The sequence below is a fragment of the Armatimonadota bacterium genome, from assembly GCA_020354555.1.
Classification (GTDB): domain Bacteria; phylum Armatimonadota; class Hebobacteria.
Genome location: CP070648.1, coordinates 125,718 through 146,474, shown reverse-complemented (window position 1 = coordinate 146,474; position 20,757 = coordinate 125,718). Strand labels below are relative to the sequence as shown.

Sequence of the window (20,757 nt, the reverse complement as noted above, 5' to 3'; positions counted from 1 at the left end):
GGACGCTGCTTGAAGGACGACCTGCCGCTCGTCATGCGGACGCTTGCGGATCAGGTGCGGCGCCCGGATTTCCCGGAGGACCAGATCGCCCTCGTGCGGTCGCAGTTGGAGGTCGCCCTGAGGGAGGCGGCTCAGGACACCGGCGAAGTCGCCGAGCGCGAGTTCTACGCGGCACTGTATCCCGACGGCCATCCGCTCCATCATCCGCGCCTGGGCACTCTGGATGCGGTGGGGGGCATCACGCGGGACGACTTGGTGGCGTTCCACGGGAAGTACTATCGTCCCGACACGCTCGTGCTCGCCGTGGTCGGAGACGTATCAGAGGCGCAGGTGCGCGAGTTGGCCGAGGAGTGCTTCGGCGATTGGCAGGCATCGGGTGAGCGGCCGCCGATCGCCATACCCGATGTCCCGCCGCCCGCGGAGGTCGTGCGCAAGAGCATCACCTTGCCCGGCAAGACGCAGTCGGACATCGCAATCGGATTCCCCGGCATCAGCCGCCTGGCGCCCGACTATCACGCCGCCGAACTGCTGAACTACGTCCTCGGCGGCGGGGGATTCACCAGCCGCCTGACGAATCGCATCCGCGACGAGCAAGGGCTGGCGTATTACGTCTACAGCTACTTTGCAGCGTACTACGGTGCCGGGCCGTGGATGTTGCGCATGGGCGTCAATCCGGGGCGTGTCGAGCAGGCGATAGACAGCGCGCTGTCGGAGTTGCGCCGCATCGGCCAGGAGCCGCCGGGGACGGACGAGGTGCGCCTGTGGCAGGACTACGTGACGGGTACGCTCGCCTTGCGCCTGGAAACCAACGCGGGCATCGGCAATAGCCTGTCAACCGCCGAGTTCTACGGGCTCGGTCTCGACTACCCGTGGCGCTATCCGGAGATCATGGCCACGCTCACGCCCGCCGACGTCGCAGAGGCCGCGCGCAAGTACATCACGCCCGACCGCGCCGCGATTGTCGTTGCGGGGCCCGAAGCTCCGCGGTGAAGTCGCACCATACTCCCGCCGCAACGGGGTGGGGGAGGCGGTTCACTTGTCGGGTCAGGCCAAGCCGCGAGGCAGCCGAGCGCCACGAACTGACCGGAATGCCAGATGCGCACGCGCTGTTGCTGGAGGACATAGTCGGTCCTGAGGAAAGCCAGCAGGCGCCTCATGTATTCCCAGGACTCCGGGAAGACCGAAATGCTGTGGTCAACGAGGTCGTCGTAGTAGAGCCACAGGTCGGAAGCGACATCAAACAGGCTTAAATCGTCACCCTGCTCCCAAGCTGTTTCGACGGCGTCGCCATATGCATAGGACTGGATGTCCTCGCGCATGAAGGACGCGGTCGCCTCCGCAAGCCGTTGCCGCGCTTGCGCATCAACGACACGACCGGAATTGCGGCGGCTCATGGGGTGGCTCTGCCTTCTGAGGATGCACCAAGAGGAACCGGCCACGGTCCTCTTTCCCTGTGCGGTCCGGCGATGCACACAGCTGCGCCCGGCTGTGCGAGATGGCTCTTGCTCCGCGCCCTCAGCGGTGTCGGCACTTCAATCCTTCTTGTCGGCCCGGCCCGCCGGCACCAGCAGCTTGGGGGCGATGTGGCCGTCTTCGACGTCCACGATCACCGTGTCGCCCTCGCGGAATTCGCCGCTGAGAATGCCCTTCGAGATCGGGTTCTCGACTAGGCGCTGAATCGTTCTTCGCAGCGGCCGCGCGCCGTACTCCTCGTCGAACCCGACGTCAGCCAGCATGTCGCGCGCAGTGTCCGTGAGCTGGAGCGAGATCTTGCGCTCCTCGAGTTCCTTCTCCACGCGCGCGATCATGAGATCTACGATCTGCCGAATCTGCTCGCGCGTCAGCGGGTGGAAGACGATGATCTCATCAATGCGGTTCAACAACTCGGGCCGCATGATGCGTCGCAACTCCTCCAGCATCCGCACCTTCATGCTCTCGAAGTCGGCCTCTTCTTGTTCGGGCTTGAAGCCGAGGGATGACGCCTTCATCCACTGCGTCCCGATATTCGAGGTCATGATGATGACGGTGTTCTTGAAGTCAACCGTCCGTCCTGTGGCGTCGGTCAGCCGACCGTCGTCGAGGATCTGCAGCAGCACGTTGAAGACGTCGGGATGCGCTTTCTCGATCTCATCGAACAGCACCACGCGGTACGGCCGCCTGCGCACCGCTTCCGTCAACTGGCCGCCTTCCTCGTAGCCGACGTAGCCCGGCGGCGCACCAATCAGCCGCGACACGGTGTGCCGCTCCTGGTATTCCGACATGTCGAGGCGCACCAGCGCATCCTCGTCGTCGAACAGGAACTCGGCGAGCGCGCGCCCGAGTTCGGTCTTGCCCACGCCTGTCGGTCCCATGAAGATGAACGACCCCACCGGCCGCTTCGGATCTTTCAGCCCGGCGCGCGCCCTGCGGATAGCGTCGGAAACGGCGCCGATCGCCTCATCCTGGCCAATCACCCTGTGGTGCAGGCGCTCCTCCATGTGGAGCAGCTTCTCGGTCTCCTGCTCGAACATGCGGGCAACCGGGATGCCGGTCGAGCTCGATACGATCTCCGCGATATCCTCCTCGGTGACCATGGCCTCGGTGGCGCCCTGGGCGCTATTCCACTCAGCGCGCTTCTGCTCCAGTTCCACGCCGGCCGACTCGATCTGCTGCTTGAGCAGCGCGGCCTGCTCGTAGTCCTGAGTGGAGGCGGCGCTGTCGCGCTCCGATTCGAGTTGGGCAATGCGCTCTTCGAGTTGCCCGATGTCGGGCGGGGCATAGGCGCTCTCGATATGCTTCTTCGCCCCGGCCTCGTCCATGAGATCAATCGCCTTGTCGGGCAGGAAGCGATCCGTGATGTACCTGGCAGAGAGCTTCGCCGCCGCTTCGAGCGCCGCGTCCTCGATCTTGACCTGGTGATGCTCCTCGTAGCGATCCCTCAAGCCGCGCAAGATCTCGATGGTCTGCTCGACTGACGGTTCGTTGAGGAAAACCGGCTGGAAGCGTCGCTCCAGCGCGGAATCCTTCTAGATGTGCTTGCGGTACTCGTCGAGCGTCGTCGCGCCGATGCACTGAAGCTCGCCGCGGGCGAGCGCGGGTTTGAGCATGTTGCCCGCGTCTATCGCTCCCTCCGCAGCCCCCGCGCCGACCACGGTGTGCAGCTCGTCAATGAACAGGACGATCTCGCCTTTGGCCTTGCGAATCTCGTCCATGACGGCCTTCAGGCGCTCCTCGAACTCGCCGCGGAACTTCGAGCCGGCGACCATGGCGCTGAGGTCGAGCGCGATGACGCGCTTGCCCTTCAGGTTCTCGGGTACGTGGTTGGCGACGATCTGCTGCGCGAGCCCTTCGACCACGGCGGTCTTGCCGACGCCGGGGTCGCCGATCAGTGCGGGGTTGTTCTTCGTGCGCCGGCTGAGCACCTGAATCAGGCGCTTGACCTCGTCCTCGCGGCCGATGACGGGGTCGAGTTCGCCGTTGCGCGCCATCTCCGTGAGATCACGGCTAAAGCGCTCGAGCGCGGCGTACTTGCTCTCCGCGCCCTCGTCGGTGACGCTGTGGCCGCCGCGGATCTCGCGCAGGGCGTTGTCCACGCGGTCCTGTGTCAGTCCGGTCGCGCGCAGGATATCGCCCGCGCCGCCCGGCGATTCGAGCAGCGCGAGCAGGATGTGCTCGACGGCGATGAGGGTGTCGTGGAGGCGCTCGGCCTGCTGCTGGGCTGTTTCCGTCAACAGGCGATAGAGGCCGGGGGTCACGTAGATCTGCGCCGGGCCGCCCGCGGATGCGCTGACCTGAACCTTGGGCGCCCGCGCCAGCGCGTTCTCCACCTGCGTCTTCACAGCGGCCGCATCAAGCCCCGCCGCGCGCAGTATCATGGTGGCGGTGCTGTCGCGCTGTTCGAGCGTCGCGAGGAGCACGTGCTCGGTGTCGAGTTGGGTGTGGCGATAGCGCACCGCGATCTCCTGCGCCATGGCCAGCGCCTCTTTGGCCTTGTCCGTGAACTTGCCGAGGTCCATGTGTCTAACCCTTAGTCGCTTCCTTGCGCGCCCGCGCGGGGCGCGTGCTGGACGACTCGCCGTCACTCGCGAGGTCGCGTCTGACTTCCCCCTCGATGTCCTCGCGCATGCGCGCGATGCGCGCCTCGACTTCGCGCCTCATCCGCATGATGCGCCGCTGCATGGCCTCGCGCTCCTGCTCCATCTTCTCGAGCAAGTCGAGGATCACCTCAACACCGGCGAGGTTGACGCCCATGTCCTGCGTCAGATGTTGAATCCGACGCACGCGCTCGACGTCGTGCCTGGAATAGAGTCGTATGTTGCTCTCGCTGCGAGCCGGCGCGACCAACCCAAGCCGCTCGTACAGTCGAAGCGTCTGCGGGTGAACGTCGAGCAGCTTCGCCGCGACGCTGATGACGTATACCGGTTCTTGGCGCTCACTTCTCGCTGTCATATGTCGCACTCCCTTCCTGCCCCGTACGGGGCTCAGGGAAGCTGGGATATGTCGTTGTGATGCTGGCTGCGGCAGCGGCGCCCGGTCACGGTACTCGGTCGCCCTGCAATTTCCGCAATTGTTCGAGCAGTTGCCGCTCTTGCTCGGTCGGCGCCTTTGGCACGGTCACGCGGAGCTTGACGAATAGGTCGCCCTTGCTGCGGCTCCGCAGTCGCGGCATGCCCAGTTCGCCGAGGCGCAGAACGCGACCCGATGAGCTTCCTGCCGGAACGGTCATGGTCACACTGCCGTCAAGCGTCGGCACCTCAACTTGTCCTCCAAGCGTCGCCTCGGTAAACGGCACCGCGACCTCCGTGTAGAGATCATCGCCCTTGCGCTCGAAACGGGCGTGGGGACGGATGCGCGGGATGACGTAGACGTCGCCGGGCGGGCCACCGCCCATGCCCGGCGCGCCCTCTCCCGCCACGCGGATCTTTGCGCCGTCCTTGACCCCGGCGGGTATCTTCACCTCCAGCCGCTTCGTCTTCCCGTCGGGAGCGCCTGTCACCACCGTGCGCTGCGTTCCGCTGGCCGCCTCCTCCAGGGTGATCTCCACGTCTTGCTGGAGATCCTGTCCCTTCATGGTCGGCCCGGCGCGCGTCCCGGCGCCTCGCGGGCCTGCGCCGAAGAACATGTCGAACAGGTCGCCGAACGCGGGTGCTGCCGCGCCGGGCTCGAAATCAATGGTCTGCCACGTAAAGCCGCCCGGCCCGGCGCCGCGGCCCCACTGCTGAGCGCGCCGGGCCGCGTCGCCGACAGACCCGAAGCGGTCGTACTGGGCGCGCTTGTCCTTGTCGCTGAGGACTTCGTAGGCCTCGCTGATGTCCTTGAACTTGCGCTCGGCCTCTTTGTTCCCGGGATTGACGTCGGGATGATACTTGCGCGCCAGCCGACGGTAGGCTTGCTTGATCTCTTTCTCGGTGGCGCTGCGGCCGACCCCGAGTGTCTTATAGTAATCCTTGTCGCTCATTCGCGCCTGTGGTTGCGGGAGCCGTTCCGCGGATCGCGAGGAGACGCCGCGCCGCCGCTCCCTATTCCACTTTCACCTTGATCCGTCGCGTCTGGTGCCGGCGTGCCTTCGGCAGCGTCACCGCCAGCACGCCGTCACGGTAGGTCGCCGTCACGCCCGATCGGTCTATCGGCACGCCGATGGCGAAGGAGCGGTGAAACGGCCCATACGGGCGCTCCATTCGCACATACTCCCGTCCCTCGGCAGGCTTGCGCGTGCCCTTGATCGTAAGCCTGTCGCCGTCGAGTTCGATGTCAATGTCCGCTTGCGCCAGGCCCGGCAACTCCGTCTCGAAGACGAGGCTGGAGTCGGTTTCGTATATGTCAACGCGCGGGGCCCACGAGCGCGGGTCAGCAGCTTCCGACGAACCCAGATGATCGCGCAAGCTGTCCTCGACCATGCGGCTGATGCGCTCGCGCAGGTCGGCGATGTTTTCGAATGGATCCCAACGCAAATCCATGGGCACGGCCTCCTATCGCGCTGACTGCGTCATTCGCTCTTCTTGTACTCCGCGTCAATGACGCCCTCATCGTCCCCGCCCTGCGGTGGCTGCTCCTGCTGCGGCTCGCCGGCGCCTGCGGCGGCCTGCGCCTCCGCCGTCTGCCGGTAGAGGATCTCCGACAGCTTGTATGACGCCTGCTGGAGTTCCTCGCTCGTGGTGCGGATGCGCTCGATGTCGTTAGCCGAGATCGCCTCCTTGACGGCGCTGACCTTGCCCTCGAGTTCCTGACGCAAGTCGGCAGGCACCTTGTCGCCGAGGTCACTCAGCGTCTTCTCCGTCGTGTACACCATGGAGTCGGCGCGGTTGCGCGCCTCCGCCTCCTCCTTGGCCCGTCGATCCTCGTCGGCATGGGCCTCGGCGTCGCGCACCATGCGCTCGACGTCATCCTTGCCCAGTTGCCCGGACGCGGTAATCGTGATGCTCTGCTCGCGGCCGGTGCCCATGTCTTTAGCGCCGACGTTCACGATACCGTTGGCGTCAATGTCGAACGCGACTTCGATCTGGGGCACGCCACGCGGAGCGGGCGGTATCCCCGTGAGATGGAAACGGCCGAGCGTGCGGTTGTCTCGCGCCATCTCCCGCTCGCCCTGGAGCACGTGAATCTCGACGTCGGTCTGGCCATCGGCGGCAGTGGTGAACACCTCGCTCTTGCGCGTCGGGATGGTGGTGTTGCGCTCGATGAGCTTGGTCATCACTCCGCCCAGCGTCTCCACGCCCAGCGATAGCGGCGTGACATCCAGCAGCACGACCTCGCGCACCTCGCCCCCAAGCACGCCGGCCTGGATCGCGGCGCCTACCGCGACGACCTCATCGGGGTTGACGCTCTTGTTCGGATCCTTGCCGGTCAGCTTGCGCACCAACTCCTGGATTGCAGGCATGCGCGTCGCGCCGCCAACGAGAATGATCTCGTCGAGGCCGTCGCTCAGCTTGGCATCGCCGATCGCATGGCGATACGGGCCGACGCATCGCTCCGCGAGGTCCGACGTCAGCTCCTCGAACTTGGCGCGGGTGATGTTGACGTCGAGGTGCTTGGGGCCCGTCTGATCGGCAGTGATGAACGGGAGGTTGATGCTCGTCTGCACGACCGTGGACAACTCGATCTTGGCCTTCTCGGCGGCCTCGCGCAAGCGCTGGAGCGCTTGGCGATCACTGCGCAGGTCAATGCCCTGCTCCTGCTTAAACTGGTCGGCGATGTGGTTGACTAGCCGCTCGTCCCAGTCGTCGCCGCCGAGGTGGGTATCGCCGCTCGTGGCCTTGACCTCGAACACGCCCTCGCCGACCTCGAGCACGGAGACGTCATACGTCCCACCTCCGAGGTCCCAGACCAGGATCGTCTCTTCCGCCTTCTTCTCCAAGCCGTAGGCTAGGGACGCAGCCGTCGGCTCATTGATGATGCGCAGCACGTCGAGCCCGGCGATCTCTCCGGCGCTCTTTGTAGCCGCGCGCTGGTCGTCGTTGAAATACGCAGGGACAGTGATGACGGCCTGGGTGACCTTCTCCCCGAGGTACGCCTCCGCGTCGGCCTTGAGCTTCTGCAGGATCATGGCCGAGATCTCCTCCGGCGTGTACTGTTTCCCCTGGATCTCGACCACGGCCATGCCGTTGCGCCCCTCGACGACCTTGAAAGGCACCATCCCCCGCTCCGTCGCGACCTCGCTGTAGCGCCGCCCCATGAAGCGTTTGATGGAATAGACCGTGTTCTCCGAGTTGATGACCGCTTGGCGTTTAGCGGGCTGGCCGACCAGCCTCTCCCCCGTCTTCGTGAAGCCGACGACGGACGGGCAGAGACGGCCGCCCTCTGCGGTCGTGATGACGTGGGGCTCGCCACCCTCCACAACGGCGACTGCGGAGTTGGTCGTACCCAGGTCAATTCCGATGATCTTGGGCATTTGGGTCTAACCTCCCGACATATTTCAGCGCGCAGCCCGCAGCTGTGGGCGCCTTGGATTGCGACGTTGACTAGTATATACCTTGACAACAATGTTGTCAACCATGTTCCGATGAACGATTGCATGCTGGCTTGTACCATCCACTGACAATGTGGCAGGCGCGGTGGGGGCACGGGGTTAGGGCGGCGTTGCCGCGGGGGCTTAGGACGAAGGGTGGTGTGCGACGGAGCTCTGCGTGCTGCGGAAGAGGCCCGGGAGGAGCCATTCGAGCGCCCTCACGGCGAGGATCATCACGTAGGGCATCACGAGGATGTTGTACCTGCCTTCTTCGGCGATGGTCGCGACGTGCACCAGGCTCACGAACGCGACGACGGCAAAGACGGCGGCATAGCGTCGCGCAGAGAGGGTGGCCGCCAGGAACCCCACGAGGCCCAGCAGCAGGAGGGCGTTATGCAGATGCCAGCCGTGGAGGCCCCGCTGGCGCCAGCCGACTATGAGGGCTTGCCCCGAGTAGCTCGACCAGAAGGTGTGGAACTTGTCCCACAGCAGGCCGGCGTAGTCGACGGGGCGGTGAGAGACGTAATACCCGATGTTGCGCCAGCCCTCGCGCCACAGCGCGCGGTCGGCCTGCATCTCGTCGCGCGAGCCCGCGGTTATGCGGTGAACAATGGGGTAAGATGCCTGCCGAAAGCGCCCGTGGAACGGAAGGTAGTTGCCGGACCAAAAGTTGAGTCCGCCGAAGCTTGAGAGCCCGACGGGCCGGTGAAAGATGCGGTAGTTGCGAATCGCCCACGGCGAGATCACTGCGGCGAACGCAACCACGAAGGCCAGGGCGTGCCACAGCCAGCGCCGGTCGCGGTAACCGTAAGCCCAGAGCAGGGCGACGAGAAGGAACGCCGCGAAGGCCTGGCCGGTTGGGCGAACCAGTGCCGCCGCCCCAAGGATGATCCCGGCCATCGCAAAGGCCCTCGCTCGACGCTTCTCGAAGCCGATCGTGAGCAGGAGCACCGCGGCGGCCCAGAGGAAACCTGTCAGCGTCTCCGTGTACGCGTAGGACGCGGCCCACCAGAAGCCGGGGTACGCCGCGTAGAGCAGCGCGACGAGCCAAGCCTGGCGGGTGCCCAATAGACGCCGGGCGAGCGCGAACACGAGGAGCAGCGTGCAGAGATCGAGTGCCAGTTGAACCGGTCGAACCAGGGCAAACCGCGAGGCGAACCATTGCCGTCCGGCCCAGTAGAGCGCGGCAAGGCAAACCGGATAACCCGGAGTGCGCACCGCATACTCGCCGTGGGGCAGGCCGTGGTCCGGTGTGCGGAACGTGGCGGTCTCGAGCAACGTCGTCGCGATCATGTCGTACTCGATGGCATCGCCGCCCCCGGGCAGCGGCCGCGCCTGGCGAAAGTACGAGACTCGCCACGCCACGGCAAGCGCGACAAGGACGACAAGCGCGACCCACGCGCGGCGGGACATAGTTGCGCACCGCTCTGCGCCTGGTGATGGTGTGCCGGCTACCATATAGTCACCAGGAAGGCGAGGGCTATCGCGCCGATGACGGCCGGAGCGGGGGGTGGGTGCGCTTCATCTGCTCGTCCGCGCGACGCGAGAAGAACGAGGAGCATCGCCAAGCGCCGCGCCGGCGCGGCGACTCCGTACGCGACGAGCGATGCCGGCGCTGTGAGAGTCTCATGTTGCGGGTCCCCGCCTGAGGCCTGCGCGACCTCCAGGGCGGCGCGATACACCACCGCTGCGTGGATGCCGATCAGGGCATACAGCATGAGCGGAGCGAGGAGTTCCGCTCCCAGTCGCGCCGCCGAGCGTTCCTCTGCGCCTCGGTGCCACACCGGCGGCAGCGAGAATGCCAGCCGCAGCAGGATCGCAGCAAGAACAAGCGCGACGACGGGGGAGGAGTCTGGAGCGAACAGTCGCAGCCAAACGGGCAACTCGCTGGTGAGCAGCCATGTCACCGCCGCCGCCGGCCCGGCGATGAGCACGAGCACTAAGACGCCCGCGGCTGCGGCCCAGGGCCCGGTCCGAGGCAGGTCACTGGCCAGCGCTCGCGCTCCGCTGCGCGCGAGCGCGAACGGGTTCCACCGCCCCGGCTCGGGCAGCAGGAGCGCCAGCGCGACGGCTATCAACAACGCGTATGCCGGCTCGTGAACCATTATCCCTCAGCCAGGCGACACTGCGACGCTGCGGCACAGCGCCCTAACGGCGCGCCAATTCGGGCCGGCGCATGATTTCCAGCGCCTCCATCGCCTCGCCGACGATGTACAGCGATCCCGTCACGAGGACGAGATCATCCTCGCCCGCCTCGGCGAGCGCGACGCGCAGCGCCTCGGGGACGGCGGCGGCGATCGCCGTATTCTGAAACAGGTCCCCAAGGGCGGCGCTTAACTCACCCGCCGCGGTAGCGCGCGGCAGCTTCGACGCCGTGAATACCACGCGGTCCGCGATCGGACAGAGCTGAGTGCCGACGGCCCGGATGTCCTTGTCGCGCGAGATGCCGAGGACGAGTATCAGTTTGCGATGGGGAAACAGCTCGATGACCGCCCGCGCCAGCGCCTTCGCCGAGATTTCATCATGCGCGCCGTCGAGGACGATCCACGGCTGCTTGCCCGCAACATCCAGCCGCCCCGGCCAGCGCACCCTCGCCAGACCCCGCCGCACGGCATCCTCGGGCACGGTCATCCCGCGCTTGGATAAGAGGTGGAGGGCAGCGACCGCCGTCGCCGCGTTGTAGAGCTGGTGATCCCCGAGCAGCGGGCAGAACAGATCGCGGTAATCCGCATCTATTCCGGTCAGGTTGAACCGGTGCCCGCCGGGTCCCGACTCGAGCTGTTCCAGGATAAACGACGCCTTACGCTTATCGGGCAGCAGACGGCGCATGAGCGGGGGCTTCCCCGACGCTTGCTTGACGCGCACGCCGTGCAGCGTGGCATTTCGCTCGCGGCACGTTTCGATGAGCACCCGCCACGCCGACTGCGGCTGCGGTGACGAAACGACGGTGCAGCCCTGCTTGATGATTCCCGCCTTCTCCGCGGCGATGCGCGGTACCGTGGAGCCAAGCTCGAGCGTGTGGTCTATGCCGATGCGCGTGATGACCGCGACGAGCGGGTCGTCAATGACGTTCGTGGCGTCCAACCGTCCGCCAAGGCCGGTTTCGAGAACGACGGCATCGCAGCGCTGCTCCGCGAAATGGAGGAACGCCATGAGGGTATACGCCTCGAAAAAGCTCGGGACGCCGAGGGTGTCCTCAGGGACGGCCTGGATAATCGGGCGCGCCCGACTGACCAGTCCAGCGACGTCGCCGCGCGAAATCTCGCGGCCGTTGATGCGTATGCGCTCGCGGAAGCTGCGCAGGTGCGGTGAGGTGTAGAGCCCGGTCCGCAGACCCGCGGCCGCGAGCGCCGAAGCGATCATCGCAGCGGTGGAACCTTTGCCCTTGGTGCCGGCGAGGTGTATAGTTTTGAGTCCGCGCTCGGGGTGGCCCACTCGGTCGAGCATGAAGCGCATGCGGTCGAGGTTCCACGTGCGCTCCCCGGCCAGCCGCTCCCAGTCTACCAGGCTCTCCAGATACTCAACCGCCCGTTCGTATCGCATGATGGATGGCCCCGTTGGGGCACGGCAGCTCACGCGCACCAGGAGACATCGGTGTAGATCGGGAACCGGGCGCACAGCTCGCGCACCTCTTCGCGCACCTTCTGCCGCACGGCGAGGTCATTGCGGTTATCCACGACGCGGCCCATCATCTCCGCGATCTGCCGCATCTCCGGTTCTCTCATGCCGCGCGTCGTCAGCGCCGGCGTGCCGGGACGGATGCCGCTCGCGATGGCGGGCGGCTGATGGTCGTACGGGATGACGTTCTTGTTCGCGATGATACCCGCTTCCTCGAGGATGTCCGCCGCCTCCTTGCCGGTGATGCCTTGCGGACGCAGGTCCACGAGCACCAGGTGGTTGTCGGTGCCGCCGGTGACAAGCCGGAAGCCCTGCTCGATGAGTCCATCGGCGAGCGCTTGGCAGTTCTTGATGATCTGACGCTGGTACTCGCGGAAGTCCTTGGTCATCGCCTCTTTGAACGCGATCGCTTTCGCGGCGATGACGTGCATCAACGGCCCGGCCTGCACGCCCGGGAACACCGCGCGGTCTATTGCCTCACCGAGCTCGCGCCGGCACATGATGAATGCCCCGCGCGGCCCGCGCAAGGTCTTGTGCGTCGTGGACGTGATGACGTCACAGTACGGCACCGGGTCTGGGTGCTCGCCGGCCGCAATAAGGCCGACGATGTGCGCAATGTCCGCCATGAGGTAAGCGTCGACCTCATCGGCGATCGCGCGACAGCGCTCGAAGTCTATCACGCGCGGGTAGGCGCTCGCGCCGACGACGATCAGCTTCGGCCGCTCATGGCGTGCCGCGTGGAGTATCGCGTCGTAGTCCAGACACTCGGTCTGACGGTCAACACCGTAGAACGCGATGCGATAATACCGGCCGGAGAAGTTGAGCTTGTTGCCGTGGGTCAGATGCCCGCCCTGGTCAACCGACATCGCGAGGATCGTATCGCCCGGCTCAAGCAGGGCGTAGTACGCCGCCATGTTCGCCTGCGACCCCGTGTGGGGTTGCACGTTCGCGTGCTCCGCGCCAAACAACTCCTTCGCGCGCTCGATCGCCAGGCTCTCCGCGCGATCCACGAACTCGCAGCCGTGGTACCAGCGGGCGTCGGGGTAGCCCTCGGCGTACTTGTTGGTCATGATGCAGCCCTGGGCCTGGAGCACCGCCTTGCTCGCGTAGTTCTCCGACGGGATCATGACCAGGCAGTTCTGCTGGCGCTCGAGTTCGCCCGCCAGCGCCTCCGCCATCTCGGGATCAACTTCGGCTAACGTGCGGTTCATAATGACTCCATGGGAACAATCTGACACGGAGCACACAGAGATCACGGAGCCGCAAATCGCAGACTCGGGGGCGTCAATGCCTCTCTGTGTTCTCTATGGTTTAAGCGCTTACTCAGTGGCGGAAATGGCGGCGCCCGGTGAATGCCATCGCGATGCCGAGGCGATTGCACATGTCAATCGCCTCCTGGTCGCCGAGCGATCCGCCGGGCTGCACAATCGCCACCACCCCGGCCTCCGCGGCAACTTCAATCGCGTCCGGCTTCGGGAAGAACGCGTCCGACGCGAGCACCGCGCCGCGCGCACGGTCGCCCGCCTTGCGCACCGCCAGCCACACCGCGTCAACGCGGCTGGTGACCCCGCCGCCGATTCCGACCGTCTTCAAGTCCCGGGCGATGACGATCGCGTTCGACTTCACCCACTTCGCGACGCGCCACGCGAATCTGAGCGAAGAAATGAGTTCGTCGGCGACCTGCTTGTCGCACGGGAACGTCAGCTCCGGCTCGTCATCGGCGAAGCGGTCGAGGTCCTGGACGATCAGGCCGCCGGCGACGCGCTTGAAATCGTACCGGTCCGGGATGCACAGCCGCGGCGCCTCGACCAGACGCAGGTCGCGCTTCGCCTTTAGGGACTCAAGGGCGTCCGGTTGGTACTCCGGGGCGACGACGCACTCCATGAACCCGTACGTCTTGATGCCGTCGAGGATCGCCTGCGCGGTGTCGCCGTCGACGGGACGGTTAAGGCCGATGATGCCGCCGAAGGCCGACAGCGGGTCGCAATCCAGCGCGTCGCGGTAGGCCTGCACCAGCGTATCCGCACTCGCCGCGCCGCACGGGCTCGTGTGTTTGAAGATGGCGGCCGTCGGCTCAGCGAAATCCGCCACTATCGCCATCGCCGCGTCGAGGTCGAGGAAGTTGTTGAATGACAGCTCCTTGCCATGAAGCTGCTTCGCGCCGGCCAGGCCCGCGGGCGCATGGGTGGAATCGCCATAGAACGCGCCGGCCTGATGCGGATTCTCGCCGTAGCGCAGGTCCTGCTGCTTGTCCCAGGCGTGTATGAGGACATCGGGCATGGCCTCCCGTGCAGTCTGGCTGCCGAGGTAGGTGTTGATCGCCGCGTCATAGGAAGCCGTGTGCCCGAACGCTTCGACCGCTAGGTTGAGTCGCGTCTCATCCGACAGCTCGCCGTCGCACGTCTGCAGCTCGGCGAGGACCTCTTCGTACCGCTCCGGCCGGCACACGATCGCGACGTACGCGTGGTTCTTCGCGGCGGAGCGCACCATGGACGGCCCGCCAATGTCTATCTGCTCGACCGCTTCGGCGAGACTCACCCCCGGCTTCGCGACCGTCTGCCGGAACGGATACAGGTTGACGACGACCATGTCTATCAACTCGATGCCGTGCTCGCGGGCCGCGGCCATATCCTCGGGGTTGTCGCGGCGGGCGAGGAGCGCCCCGTGAACCTTGGGGTGAAGCGTCTTCACGCGGCCGTCCATCATCTCCGGGAAGCCGGTGTAGTCCGAGACTTGACGCACCGGTAGGCCGGCGTCGGCGAGCGCCTTCGCCGTGCCGCCGGTCGAAAGGATTTCGACCCCCAGGTCCACCAATCCGCGCGCGAAATCCACCAGCCCGGTCTTGTCCGAAACACTCACCAGGGCGCGCCTAATCCGGGGCAACGAACACCTCCGAAGCGTGAAGTTGACGGGTCACCGACGCAGCGAGTTCCCAAGTGGGCATACTATAGCACAGCGGCTTTGGGGGTGTAAAGCTGTGAGTCGCGGCGCGGCAGAGGGGCGCGGTTGCCGCCCGCAGAAATCACATATGGGCTCTGCCGAGCGTCGGAGCCCGGTTCACGAAAAGGAGATTCATCGAATGCTGCTGTCTCTGTGGCGTTGGCTTGCCAAGGGCGATACTCCAGGACTGCGGCGGGGCGCCGGCGCGAGCCTGGCGTGCGCCGTTTTCGGTGTGATCGTGGGGTGTATCATGGCCTGTGCCGCGGGTGCCGACGGCACAGCCGTGGAGGTCCGCCTACTGTGGGGCGTGGACACGGATACCGGCCTCTACACCGCAGCGACCGTTGCGGATATCGACGGGGATGGCCTGGGCGAAATCGTCGCCGCCGGCTATAACTCGATCATGGCGTACGACGGCGAGGGCAAGCGGCTGTGGGAATTCGCCACCGAGCCGAGATTCTGCACGTACCCCTCGGTTCTGCTGCGCCAAGGGCAGCCCGCTCTCATCTATGCCGCCGATAACGCCGGCGGGTTCATCTGCCTCAGCGGTGACGGCGAGGAGGCTTGGCGGGCGCGCCTCAACGCGCCGTCGAACTGGTCGGCCGCGGTGCTCTGTGACGTCGACAGCGACGGGAAGACCGAAGTCATCCAGACCGACGAAGCGGGCACTGTGTGGGCGTTCGACGCGCTCACCGGCAAGGTCTTGTGGCAGACTGCCCTGGAAGGGAGCATCGGCGCAAGCCCATCCGTCGGCGAACTGACCGGAGGAGGCGATCCCGAGATCGCCGTCGTGACCGAGGCGGGCATCGCCGCGGTATTGCGCAGTGACGGAACCGTGATGTGGTCGCGCCAGATGGGCCGCGAGTTATACTCCGCGCCGGTGATCTTCACTGCATCCGACGGCGGAGGGCGGGTGGCGTTCGGCTCCGGCGACGGCGAGTGCTTCTGCCTCGACGGGGAAGGCACGACGCTGTGGCGACGCGCGACGGGAAGCGATATGGACTCATCGGTATCTGTGGGCGATCTCGACACCGACGGCCGCGCCGACATCTTCGCGGTGACACAATCAGGCCTCATTGAGCGCCTGGATGAAGACGGGAGCGTCCTCTGGAAGCTGGACATGCAGATGCGCACGGATGCGGCGGGGGCGATCGCCGACATCAACGGCGACGGGAGCCTGGAGTACGTCCTGTGCACGCATAAGGCGCGCGTGCTGGCGCTGGATGTCGAAGGCGTAATCGTCTTCGACTACCAGCTCGACGCCAACAACGCGTATAACGCGACGCCAACGTTCGGCGACGTCACCAACGCGTCGCCGGGTCGCGAGATGGTCATCTGCGGCGGGGACGGCGGCGTGCTGTTCTGCTTTGCGACTCCCGTGGCTGCGGACGGGCCGATGCAGTGGGGGGGAGTGCGCCGCGATCTGACCATGGCGGGGTCGTGGCCTGGTCTGGCCCGATCGGTGGCGGTCAGCATGACGCCGCAGAACCTGGCCTGGAATCGAGTATTGACCGGGCAGGGCGTTCGTTTTCGCATCACCAACGCGGGGATGAAGGCGGGCCGGCTGCGCGCCGAGGCGAGCTGCATCACCCCCGATGGCGCGCGGCGCGCAGTGACGGCTGACATCGCGACCCCGGAGGGCGAACTCGTGCTGCCGCTCGACGTGCTCGCGCCGGGGGTCTACGACTTCTCGTGGTCACTGAGAAACGCCGACGGCAAGGTTGTGGCGTCCGGCGCGCGCGATGTGAGTCTCGAGCCGTTTGCGAACGAACGAGGCACAGTGGCGAAAGCCGCGTCCGACATGCGGGCAGCCGCGAGCTTCGTCCAGGTTACACTGCCGCTGTCCGCGGCAGCCCTGGTCGGCGAAGCGCGACTCCTCGAGGACGGGGCGGGTGTCGTGGCGCCGGATCAGGAGGTGGCGCTGCACGCCGATGCGGCGACCCAGGAGCGCGTGCTGAGGGACACCGCTGCCCTGGTTCGGGCGGCGCTGCGCGGAGAGCGCGTCGCAGAGGTGATTCGCGACGCCGCGGCGCTGGGTCCCGGCACGAGCGTCGTCGCCTTCGAAGAGGTTGCATGGGAAAACCTCGGCGTTGATGACTTGCTCCCGCGGGCGGCCGCCAATCCGCTTGAGATCGCCCGGCGCGTGGTCCCGGGCGAGCATGATTGCGTTCCGGTCAACGTCTTCAACATTACCGATCGCGAGCTGGAGATGAGAGTCGTGATCGAGGCGCCGCCGGGCGTGACCGTGGTGCCGCACCGGGCGCAGGTGGTGCCGACCGCCGCCGGCGACATGTCGTGGGACGCGCTGCCGGAACTCGATGACTCGGTTGTCGTGTCGGTGCCGTCGCTGAAGAACCGGCAGTTGTGGCTGGATGTCGGCGTAGGCGAAGTCGCAGCGGGCGAATACGAGGTCAAGGTGCGCCTGCAAGCGCTGAACGGCGCGGGCGTGCTCGAGGCGCCGAAGCAGGAGCAGGCGATCCCGCCTCCGGAGGCGCTCGTGGATCTTCGGCTCAACGTGCTCCCGTTCGAGATGGCCCCTCCAGGCTCGTTCCGTCTCTGCACGTGGGCGTACGTCGAGTCGTCGCAGTACAAGGACATCGCGGACGCGACATATGCCAACCTGTTCGAGCACGGCAATAACGTGTGGACCATTGGCGGCCTGCCGGAAGCGGAGTACGACGAGCAAGGCCGGCTGGTCGGACGGATTGACTACACGAAACTGGACGCGGCGGTCGAGCGCTGGCGAGGGAAAGACGTCGTCCTCCTGCTCAACGGCTTCCCGCCGCTGAAACCGGTATCGGGCACGGACGGCTACGGCAGTCCAGGCTACCGCAAGGCCCTCAAGCCGTACCTCGACGACCTCGTGGCGCACATGGCGGCGCTGGGGTTCCCGCTCGATCGCTGGGCGTTCTACCCGATAGATGAGGCGGGCGGCGACGGTTGGCGCTCGATCAACGCGCAAGCTGAGTTCGGCAAGATGATGCGCGCAGCGAATCCAAATGTGCTGATCTACGCCGACGCGGGCGGGCCGGATCCCGCGATGCTGGAGGCGATCGCGGACTACGTGGATATCTGGTCGCCCGGCGTCAACATGGTCGCCACCGAGCCCGAGAAGTTCGGAATCATGAAGGCGACGGGGAAGACGCTGTGGTCCTACAACTGCTCGTACAACAACTACAACAAACTGCTCTCGAGCGGGCGCACGCTCAAGGCCGCGGATATCGTGTCGGAGTATCGCATCGCCGGCATCTGGGCGTTCCGCCACGGGCTCACCGGCGCCGGGTTCTGGACCTCCATCACCAACCCTGAGGATCCATGGACGCGCACGCAGTATGAGTACCCCATGCTCTACACCGGCCGGACGCAACCCGTAACCAGCCGCCGGTGGGATGCGGTGCGGGAAGGCATCGAGGACTTCCGCATTCTAACCGCGCTGAAGGCGCGGTTGGCGCAAGGCGATGCGGGCGCGTTGCCGGACGCCGTGCGCGCGCGGATTGCACACCTGATCGAGGTGAGCATCCCGCACTATATCGACGGCGTCACAGATGAGGCAGGGCTCGACCGCCTGCGCGCCGAGATGATGGATTGCGCGAGAGCGGCGGGGACGCGGTAGGACAGGATTCCATCTTGTCCCACGGGTCTGTAGAGCAGGAGCCCTGGAGAGGAGCCGGCTCGCTTTGAGGGATGAGCCGGGCGGGACGTAGGCGGCGCGGGTCATCGCTTGAGGATAAGATAGGCTGTGGCCACGCCAGCCACACGGTGATTGAGCTCGGAACGCGCACTCACCGCGGTAGCGGGCTGTACTCGCGAAACACAAGCAGGCCCCAATCGGCATCCGCCAGACAGACGAAGCCGTCGCCTGCCGCGACCGCCGATGCCACGCCGGGCGTGTTCCAGTCTGCGACGTGCCGAGGTCGCGCGGGGTTTGACACGTCGAGAATTCGCAGCCCTGCCCCAGCGGCGGCAAGGTAGGCGTACACTCCCGACACCGCGACATCCCACGCATCGTCGGGCGTAGGCGAGTGGGCGACCACCGTCGGCTTCTTCGGATTCCGCACATCGATAACGTACAGCCCAGCATCTTCCGCTGTAACGTAGGCGTGCGTGCCTACAACGTCGATCGCCGAGGTGCTGCCTTTTGGCACCGCGCAGCGGGCAACTTCCCTCGGCTGCGCGGGGTCCGACACGTCGAGGATGACGAGGCCGGCGATCTGGTCGGCGACGTATGCGTACCGGCCGCGCAAGACCACGGCCCAAGGGCTCTGCATCGCGTCATTGTCATAGTGGCCGACAGTAAGTGGACACGTGGGGCGGGATACGTCGATCAACTGTAGGGAACTTGGCTTCGCGCCGCCGCTCGTGTACCCGTAGTGGTCCGCCACGGCGGCGAGTGCGCCACTGATAGCCACATCCACAGCCGAGCCCGGCGTGCTGCACGCGCCGACGCTCGTCAGCCTTCTCGGGCAGCTCGCGTCTAGCACCTGCAAACCCTTCCGGCCATTGGCTAGGTACACGTAGCGGTCTGAGCTCGTAACTCCGAACGCGCTCGCCGGAAGTGATACCGTGTGCAGCTCGCGCGGCACGCGAGCGGCGGACACGCGAACGACGTGGAGGGTCGAGCTGTCCTCGGGCAACTCGAAGGACTTCGGCAGCGGGAAATCACACCCGTTAGTGATGAAGACGCGCCTCCCGGACACACCAAGGCCCCGAGGCTGGCCCGGCGCACTGAGCCTTCCCACCTCACGTGCCTGGGCGGGATTCGAGATGTCGTATAGGTGTATGGCGCCGCGGTGATCCGCCACATATAGAAAAGGACCCGACACGGCGAGTCCGACAGCACGGCCGGCGTCACCGCAATGGGCAATTTCCTGAGGCTTATCGGGTTGTGACACATCCACGACCGACAGCCCGCCATCGTAGCCAGCGACGAACGAGAAATGGCCGCTCAAGGCGACACCCATGGCATGCCCACGCGTGATGCACGCCCCGACCTCGACCGGTCGCGCCGGATCCGCAATGTCTATCACGCGAAGTCCCGAGGCCTTCGCCGCAACATACGCGTACCGTCCCCTGACTTCAACTTGCATGGCCCAGTCGGGTGTCTCACAACGTCCAACAGCTACGGGCCGAAGAGGATCGGACATCGCAAGCACCCGGAGACCACCCCATGCATCGGCGATGTAGGCACAGGCGTCGTCAACCCCTACGCCCAGAGGATAGTGATCACTCTGCCACCGGCTCTTCACCACGGGCCGCGCCGGGTCTGAAATGTCCACCACCCAGAGCCCCGATTCTCCAGTGAGGTAGAGCTGTTTGCCGTTCAGCGCAATTGCGCGCGGATGGGGCCCATTCCTCGCGACAAGACTCGCGCATAGCCTTGGCCTGGTCGGGTCAGAGACGTCGATCACCTGCAGCCCACCGATGTCATCGGCGACATATGCGTGTGTGCCGGATACGGCGACGTCAAAGGCAGTACCAGGGGTGTCGAAGTGCGCAACTTGCACGGGTCGGGCGGGGTTGGATACGTCGAGGATAGTCATCGCGCCGCTCGCGGCCACGTAGGCGTAGGGCCCTTGCACGACCAAGTTCAGCGGCGCGCCGTGCGCCAATTGGGCGACGGGTGCCCACGTGCCTCCTTCTGAACAGGCGGGCTGGCGCGATGCACGCAGCGCGAAGGCGAAGAGTGGGATCGAAAAGGCGGCACTACACGCGAGCAGTATAAGTCGCCGGCGGACAACGCGGTCCATCTTCCCGATACCTCCTGCACTATTAAGCTCGTGGCCGGTATGTCATGCCGTCGATAGACGACGGCGCGCGCATGTCTCACGGCGCGACGCGCATGCTCTCTCCTCGGCTACGGAATCCCTCGCCAGGACTACCTACCTCGGCCACCGCTCCCGGATGCCGGGCAGCTGCGGGAAGTCCGCGTGCGGCTCCGCCTGATACCAGTAGGCGAGTGAGGCGATGTCGTCCTCCAGCGGCTGGAACTTCGCGTTCGGCCACCACCCCAACGCCTGTATCGTCACCTTGAGGTCCCGCCGGAAACGGATCGGATCCATGATGTGCCAGCGGTACAGCCCGTGCTTCGGTACGTCCGGCGCATTGCGCTGCCACAGCGGATAACCCAGGAACGGCCCGTTGAACGTGTCCTGAAAACCCCACGCGCCGCCGAAGTAGTCCTCGGTTCCCGTGCCGCAAATCGTCGGGAAGTCCTTGTCGCCGTCCATGAAAAACTTGATCTCGCCCTCGCCCCACCAGCCGTTGGCGAGCTGCGT

13 protein-coding genes and 1 pseudogene are annotated in these 20,757 nt (G+C 65.9%); 2 read left to right on the top strand and 12 right to left on the bottom strand.

Features of this window, described 5'->3' with window-relative positions:
* The coding region (locus JSV65_00590) for an insulinase family protein (protein ID UCH34886.1) at positions 1 to 990 on the top strand (990 nt) is incomplete at its 5' end.
* Positions 991 to 1,532: 542 nt separating this feature from the next.
* Here the strand turns inward: JSV65_00590 and JSV65_00585 are convergent.
* The 10 genes and pseudogenes from JSV65_00585 to purH all read right to left on the bottom strand — a co-directional run bounded on the left by JSV65_00585 (position 1,533) and on the right by purH (position 14,425).
* Positions 1,533 to 3,995: pseudogene (locus JSV65_00585) on the bottom strand (AAA family ATPase).
* Between the two features lie 4 nt (positions 3,996 to 3,999).
* Positions 4,000 to 4,428 carry a helix-turn-helix transcriptional regulator gene (locus tag JSV65_00580; protein UCH34885.1) on the bottom strand — a complete coding sequence of 143 codons (429 nt, stop codon included), beginning with the start codon at positions 4,426 to 4,428 and terminating at the stop codon, positions 4,000 to 4,002.
* An 85-nt stretch (positions 4,429 to 4,513) separates the two neighbouring features.
* Positions 4,514 to 5,437 (bottom strand): DnaJ domain-containing protein, encoded by a 924-nt coding sequence (locus tag JSV65_00575; protein UCH34884.1) that lies wholly within the window; start codon positions 5,435 to 5,437, stop codon positions 4,514 to 4,516.
* A 61-nt stretch (positions 5,438 to 5,498) separates the two neighbouring features.
* Positions 5,499 to 5,936 carry an Hsp20/alpha crystallin family protein gene (locus JSV65_00570; protein UCH34883.1) on the bottom strand — a complete coding sequence of 146 codons (438 nt, stop codon included), beginning with the start codon at positions 5,934 to 5,936 and terminating at the stop codon, positions 5,499 to 5,501.
* Between the two features lie 29 nt (positions 5,937 to 5,965).
* On the bottom strand, positions 5,966 to 7,867 hold the full coding sequence (gene dnaK, locus JSV65_00565) for a molecular chaperone DnaK (GenBank protein ID UCH34882.1): 1,902 nt from the start codon (positions 7,865 to 7,867) through the stop codon (positions 5,966 to 5,968).
* A gap of 201 nt (positions 7,868 to 8,068) precedes the next feature.
* The gene (locus tag JSV65_00560) at positions 8,069 to 9,337 is read right to left on the bottom strand and encodes a glycosyltransferase family 39 protein (GenBank protein UCH34881.1); all 1,269 of its coding nucleotides are present in this window, start codon (positions 9,335 to 9,337) and stop codon (positions 8,069 to 8,071) included.
* A gap of 38 nt (positions 9,338 to 9,375) precedes the next feature.
* On the bottom strand, positions 9,376 to 10,029 hold the full coding sequence (locus JSV65_00555; protein ID UCH34880.1) for a hypothetical protein: 654 nt from the start codon (positions 10,027 to 10,029) through the stop codon (positions 9,376 to 9,378).
* 43 nt (positions 10,030 to 10,072) lie between these two features.
* A complete protein-coding gene (locus tag JSV65_00550) occupies positions 10,073 to 11,467 on the bottom strand; it encodes a bifunctional folylpolyglutamate synthase/dihydrofolate synthase (protein UCH34879.1) in 1,395 nt (464 codons plus the stop codon).
* 29 nt (positions 11,468 to 11,496) lie between these two features.
* On the bottom strand, positions 11,497 to 12,753 hold the full coding sequence (locus JSV65_00545) for a serine hydroxymethyltransferase (protein ID UCH34878.1): 1,257 nt from the start codon (positions 12,751 to 12,753) through the stop codon (positions 11,497 to 11,499).
* Positions 12,754 to 12,865: 112 nt separating this feature from the next.
* The gene (gene purH / locus JSV65_00540; protein UCH34877.1) at positions 12,866 to 14,425 is read right to left on the bottom strand and encodes a bifunctional phosphoribosylaminoimidazolecarboxamide formyltransferase/IMP cyclohydrolase; all 1,560 of its coding nucleotides are present in this window, start codon (positions 14,423 to 14,425) and stop codon (positions 12,866 to 12,868) included.
* 196 nt (positions 14,426 to 14,621) lie between these two features.
* On the opposite strand from purH, the gene JSV65_00535 reads away from it, so the two are divergent.
* Entirely contained in the window at positions 14,622 to 18,095 is a 3,474-nt protein-coding gene (locus JSV65_00535) for a PQQ-binding-like beta-propeller repeat protein (protein UCH34876.1), read from the top strand.
* A 169-nt stretch (positions 18,096 to 18,264) separates the two neighbouring features.
* Here the strand turns inward: JSV65_00535 and JSV65_00530 are convergent, their stop codons facing one another.
* Both JSV65_00530 and JSV65_00525 read right to left on the bottom strand, forming a co-directional pair.
* Positions 18,265 to 20,229: a hypothetical protein gene (locus tag JSV65_00530; GenBank protein ID UCH34875.1), complete on the bottom strand. Its 1,965-nt coding sequence runs from the start codon at positions 20,227 to 20,229 to the stop codon at positions 18,265 to 18,267.
* Between the two features lie 132 nt (positions 20,230 to 20,361).
* Positions 20,362 to 20,757: DUF2961 domain-containing protein (locus JSV65_00525; protein UCH34874.1), on the bottom strand; the 396-nt coding region annotated here is incomplete at its 5' end.

Coding starts and splice junctions, on each gene's coding strand:
- JSV65_00580 (UCH34885.1), bottom strand. CDS start 4,428: ATGACAGCGAGAAGTGAGCGCCAAGAACCGGTATACGTCATCAGCGTC.
- JSV65_00575 (UCH34884.1), bottom strand. CDS start 5,437: ATGAGCGACAAGGATTACTATAAGACACTCGGGGTCGGCCGCAGCGCC.
- JSV65_00570 (UCH34883.1), bottom strand. CDS start 5,936: ATGGATTTGCGTTGGGATCCATTCGAAAACATCGCCGACCTGCGCGAG.
- dnaK (UCH34882.1), bottom strand. CDS start 7,867: ATGCCCAAGATCATCGGAATTGACCTGGGTACGACCAACTCCGCAGTC.
- JSV65_00560 (UCH34881.1), bottom strand. CDS start 9,337: ATGTCCCGCCGCGCGTGGGTCGCGCTTGTCGTCCTTGTCGCGCTTGCC.
- JSV65_00555 (UCH34880.1), bottom strand. CDS start 10,029: ATGGTTCACGAGCCGGCATACGCGTTGTTGATAGCCGTCGCGCTGGCG.
- JSV65_00550 (UCH34879.1), bottom strand. CDS start 11,467: ATGCGATACGAACGGGCGGTTGAGTATCTGGAGAGCCTGGTAGACTGG.
- JSV65_00545 (UCH34878.1), bottom strand. CDS start 12,753: ATGAACCGCACGTTAGCCGAAGTTGATCCCGAGATGGCGGAGGCGCTG.
- JSV65_00535 (UCH34876.1), top strand. CDS start 14,622: ATGCTGCTGTCTCTGTGGCGTTGGCTTGCCAAGGGCGATACTCCAGGA.
- JSV65_00530 (UCH34875.1), bottom strand. CDS start 20,229: ATGGACCGCGTTGTCCGCCGGCGACTTATACTGCTCGCGTGTAGTGCC.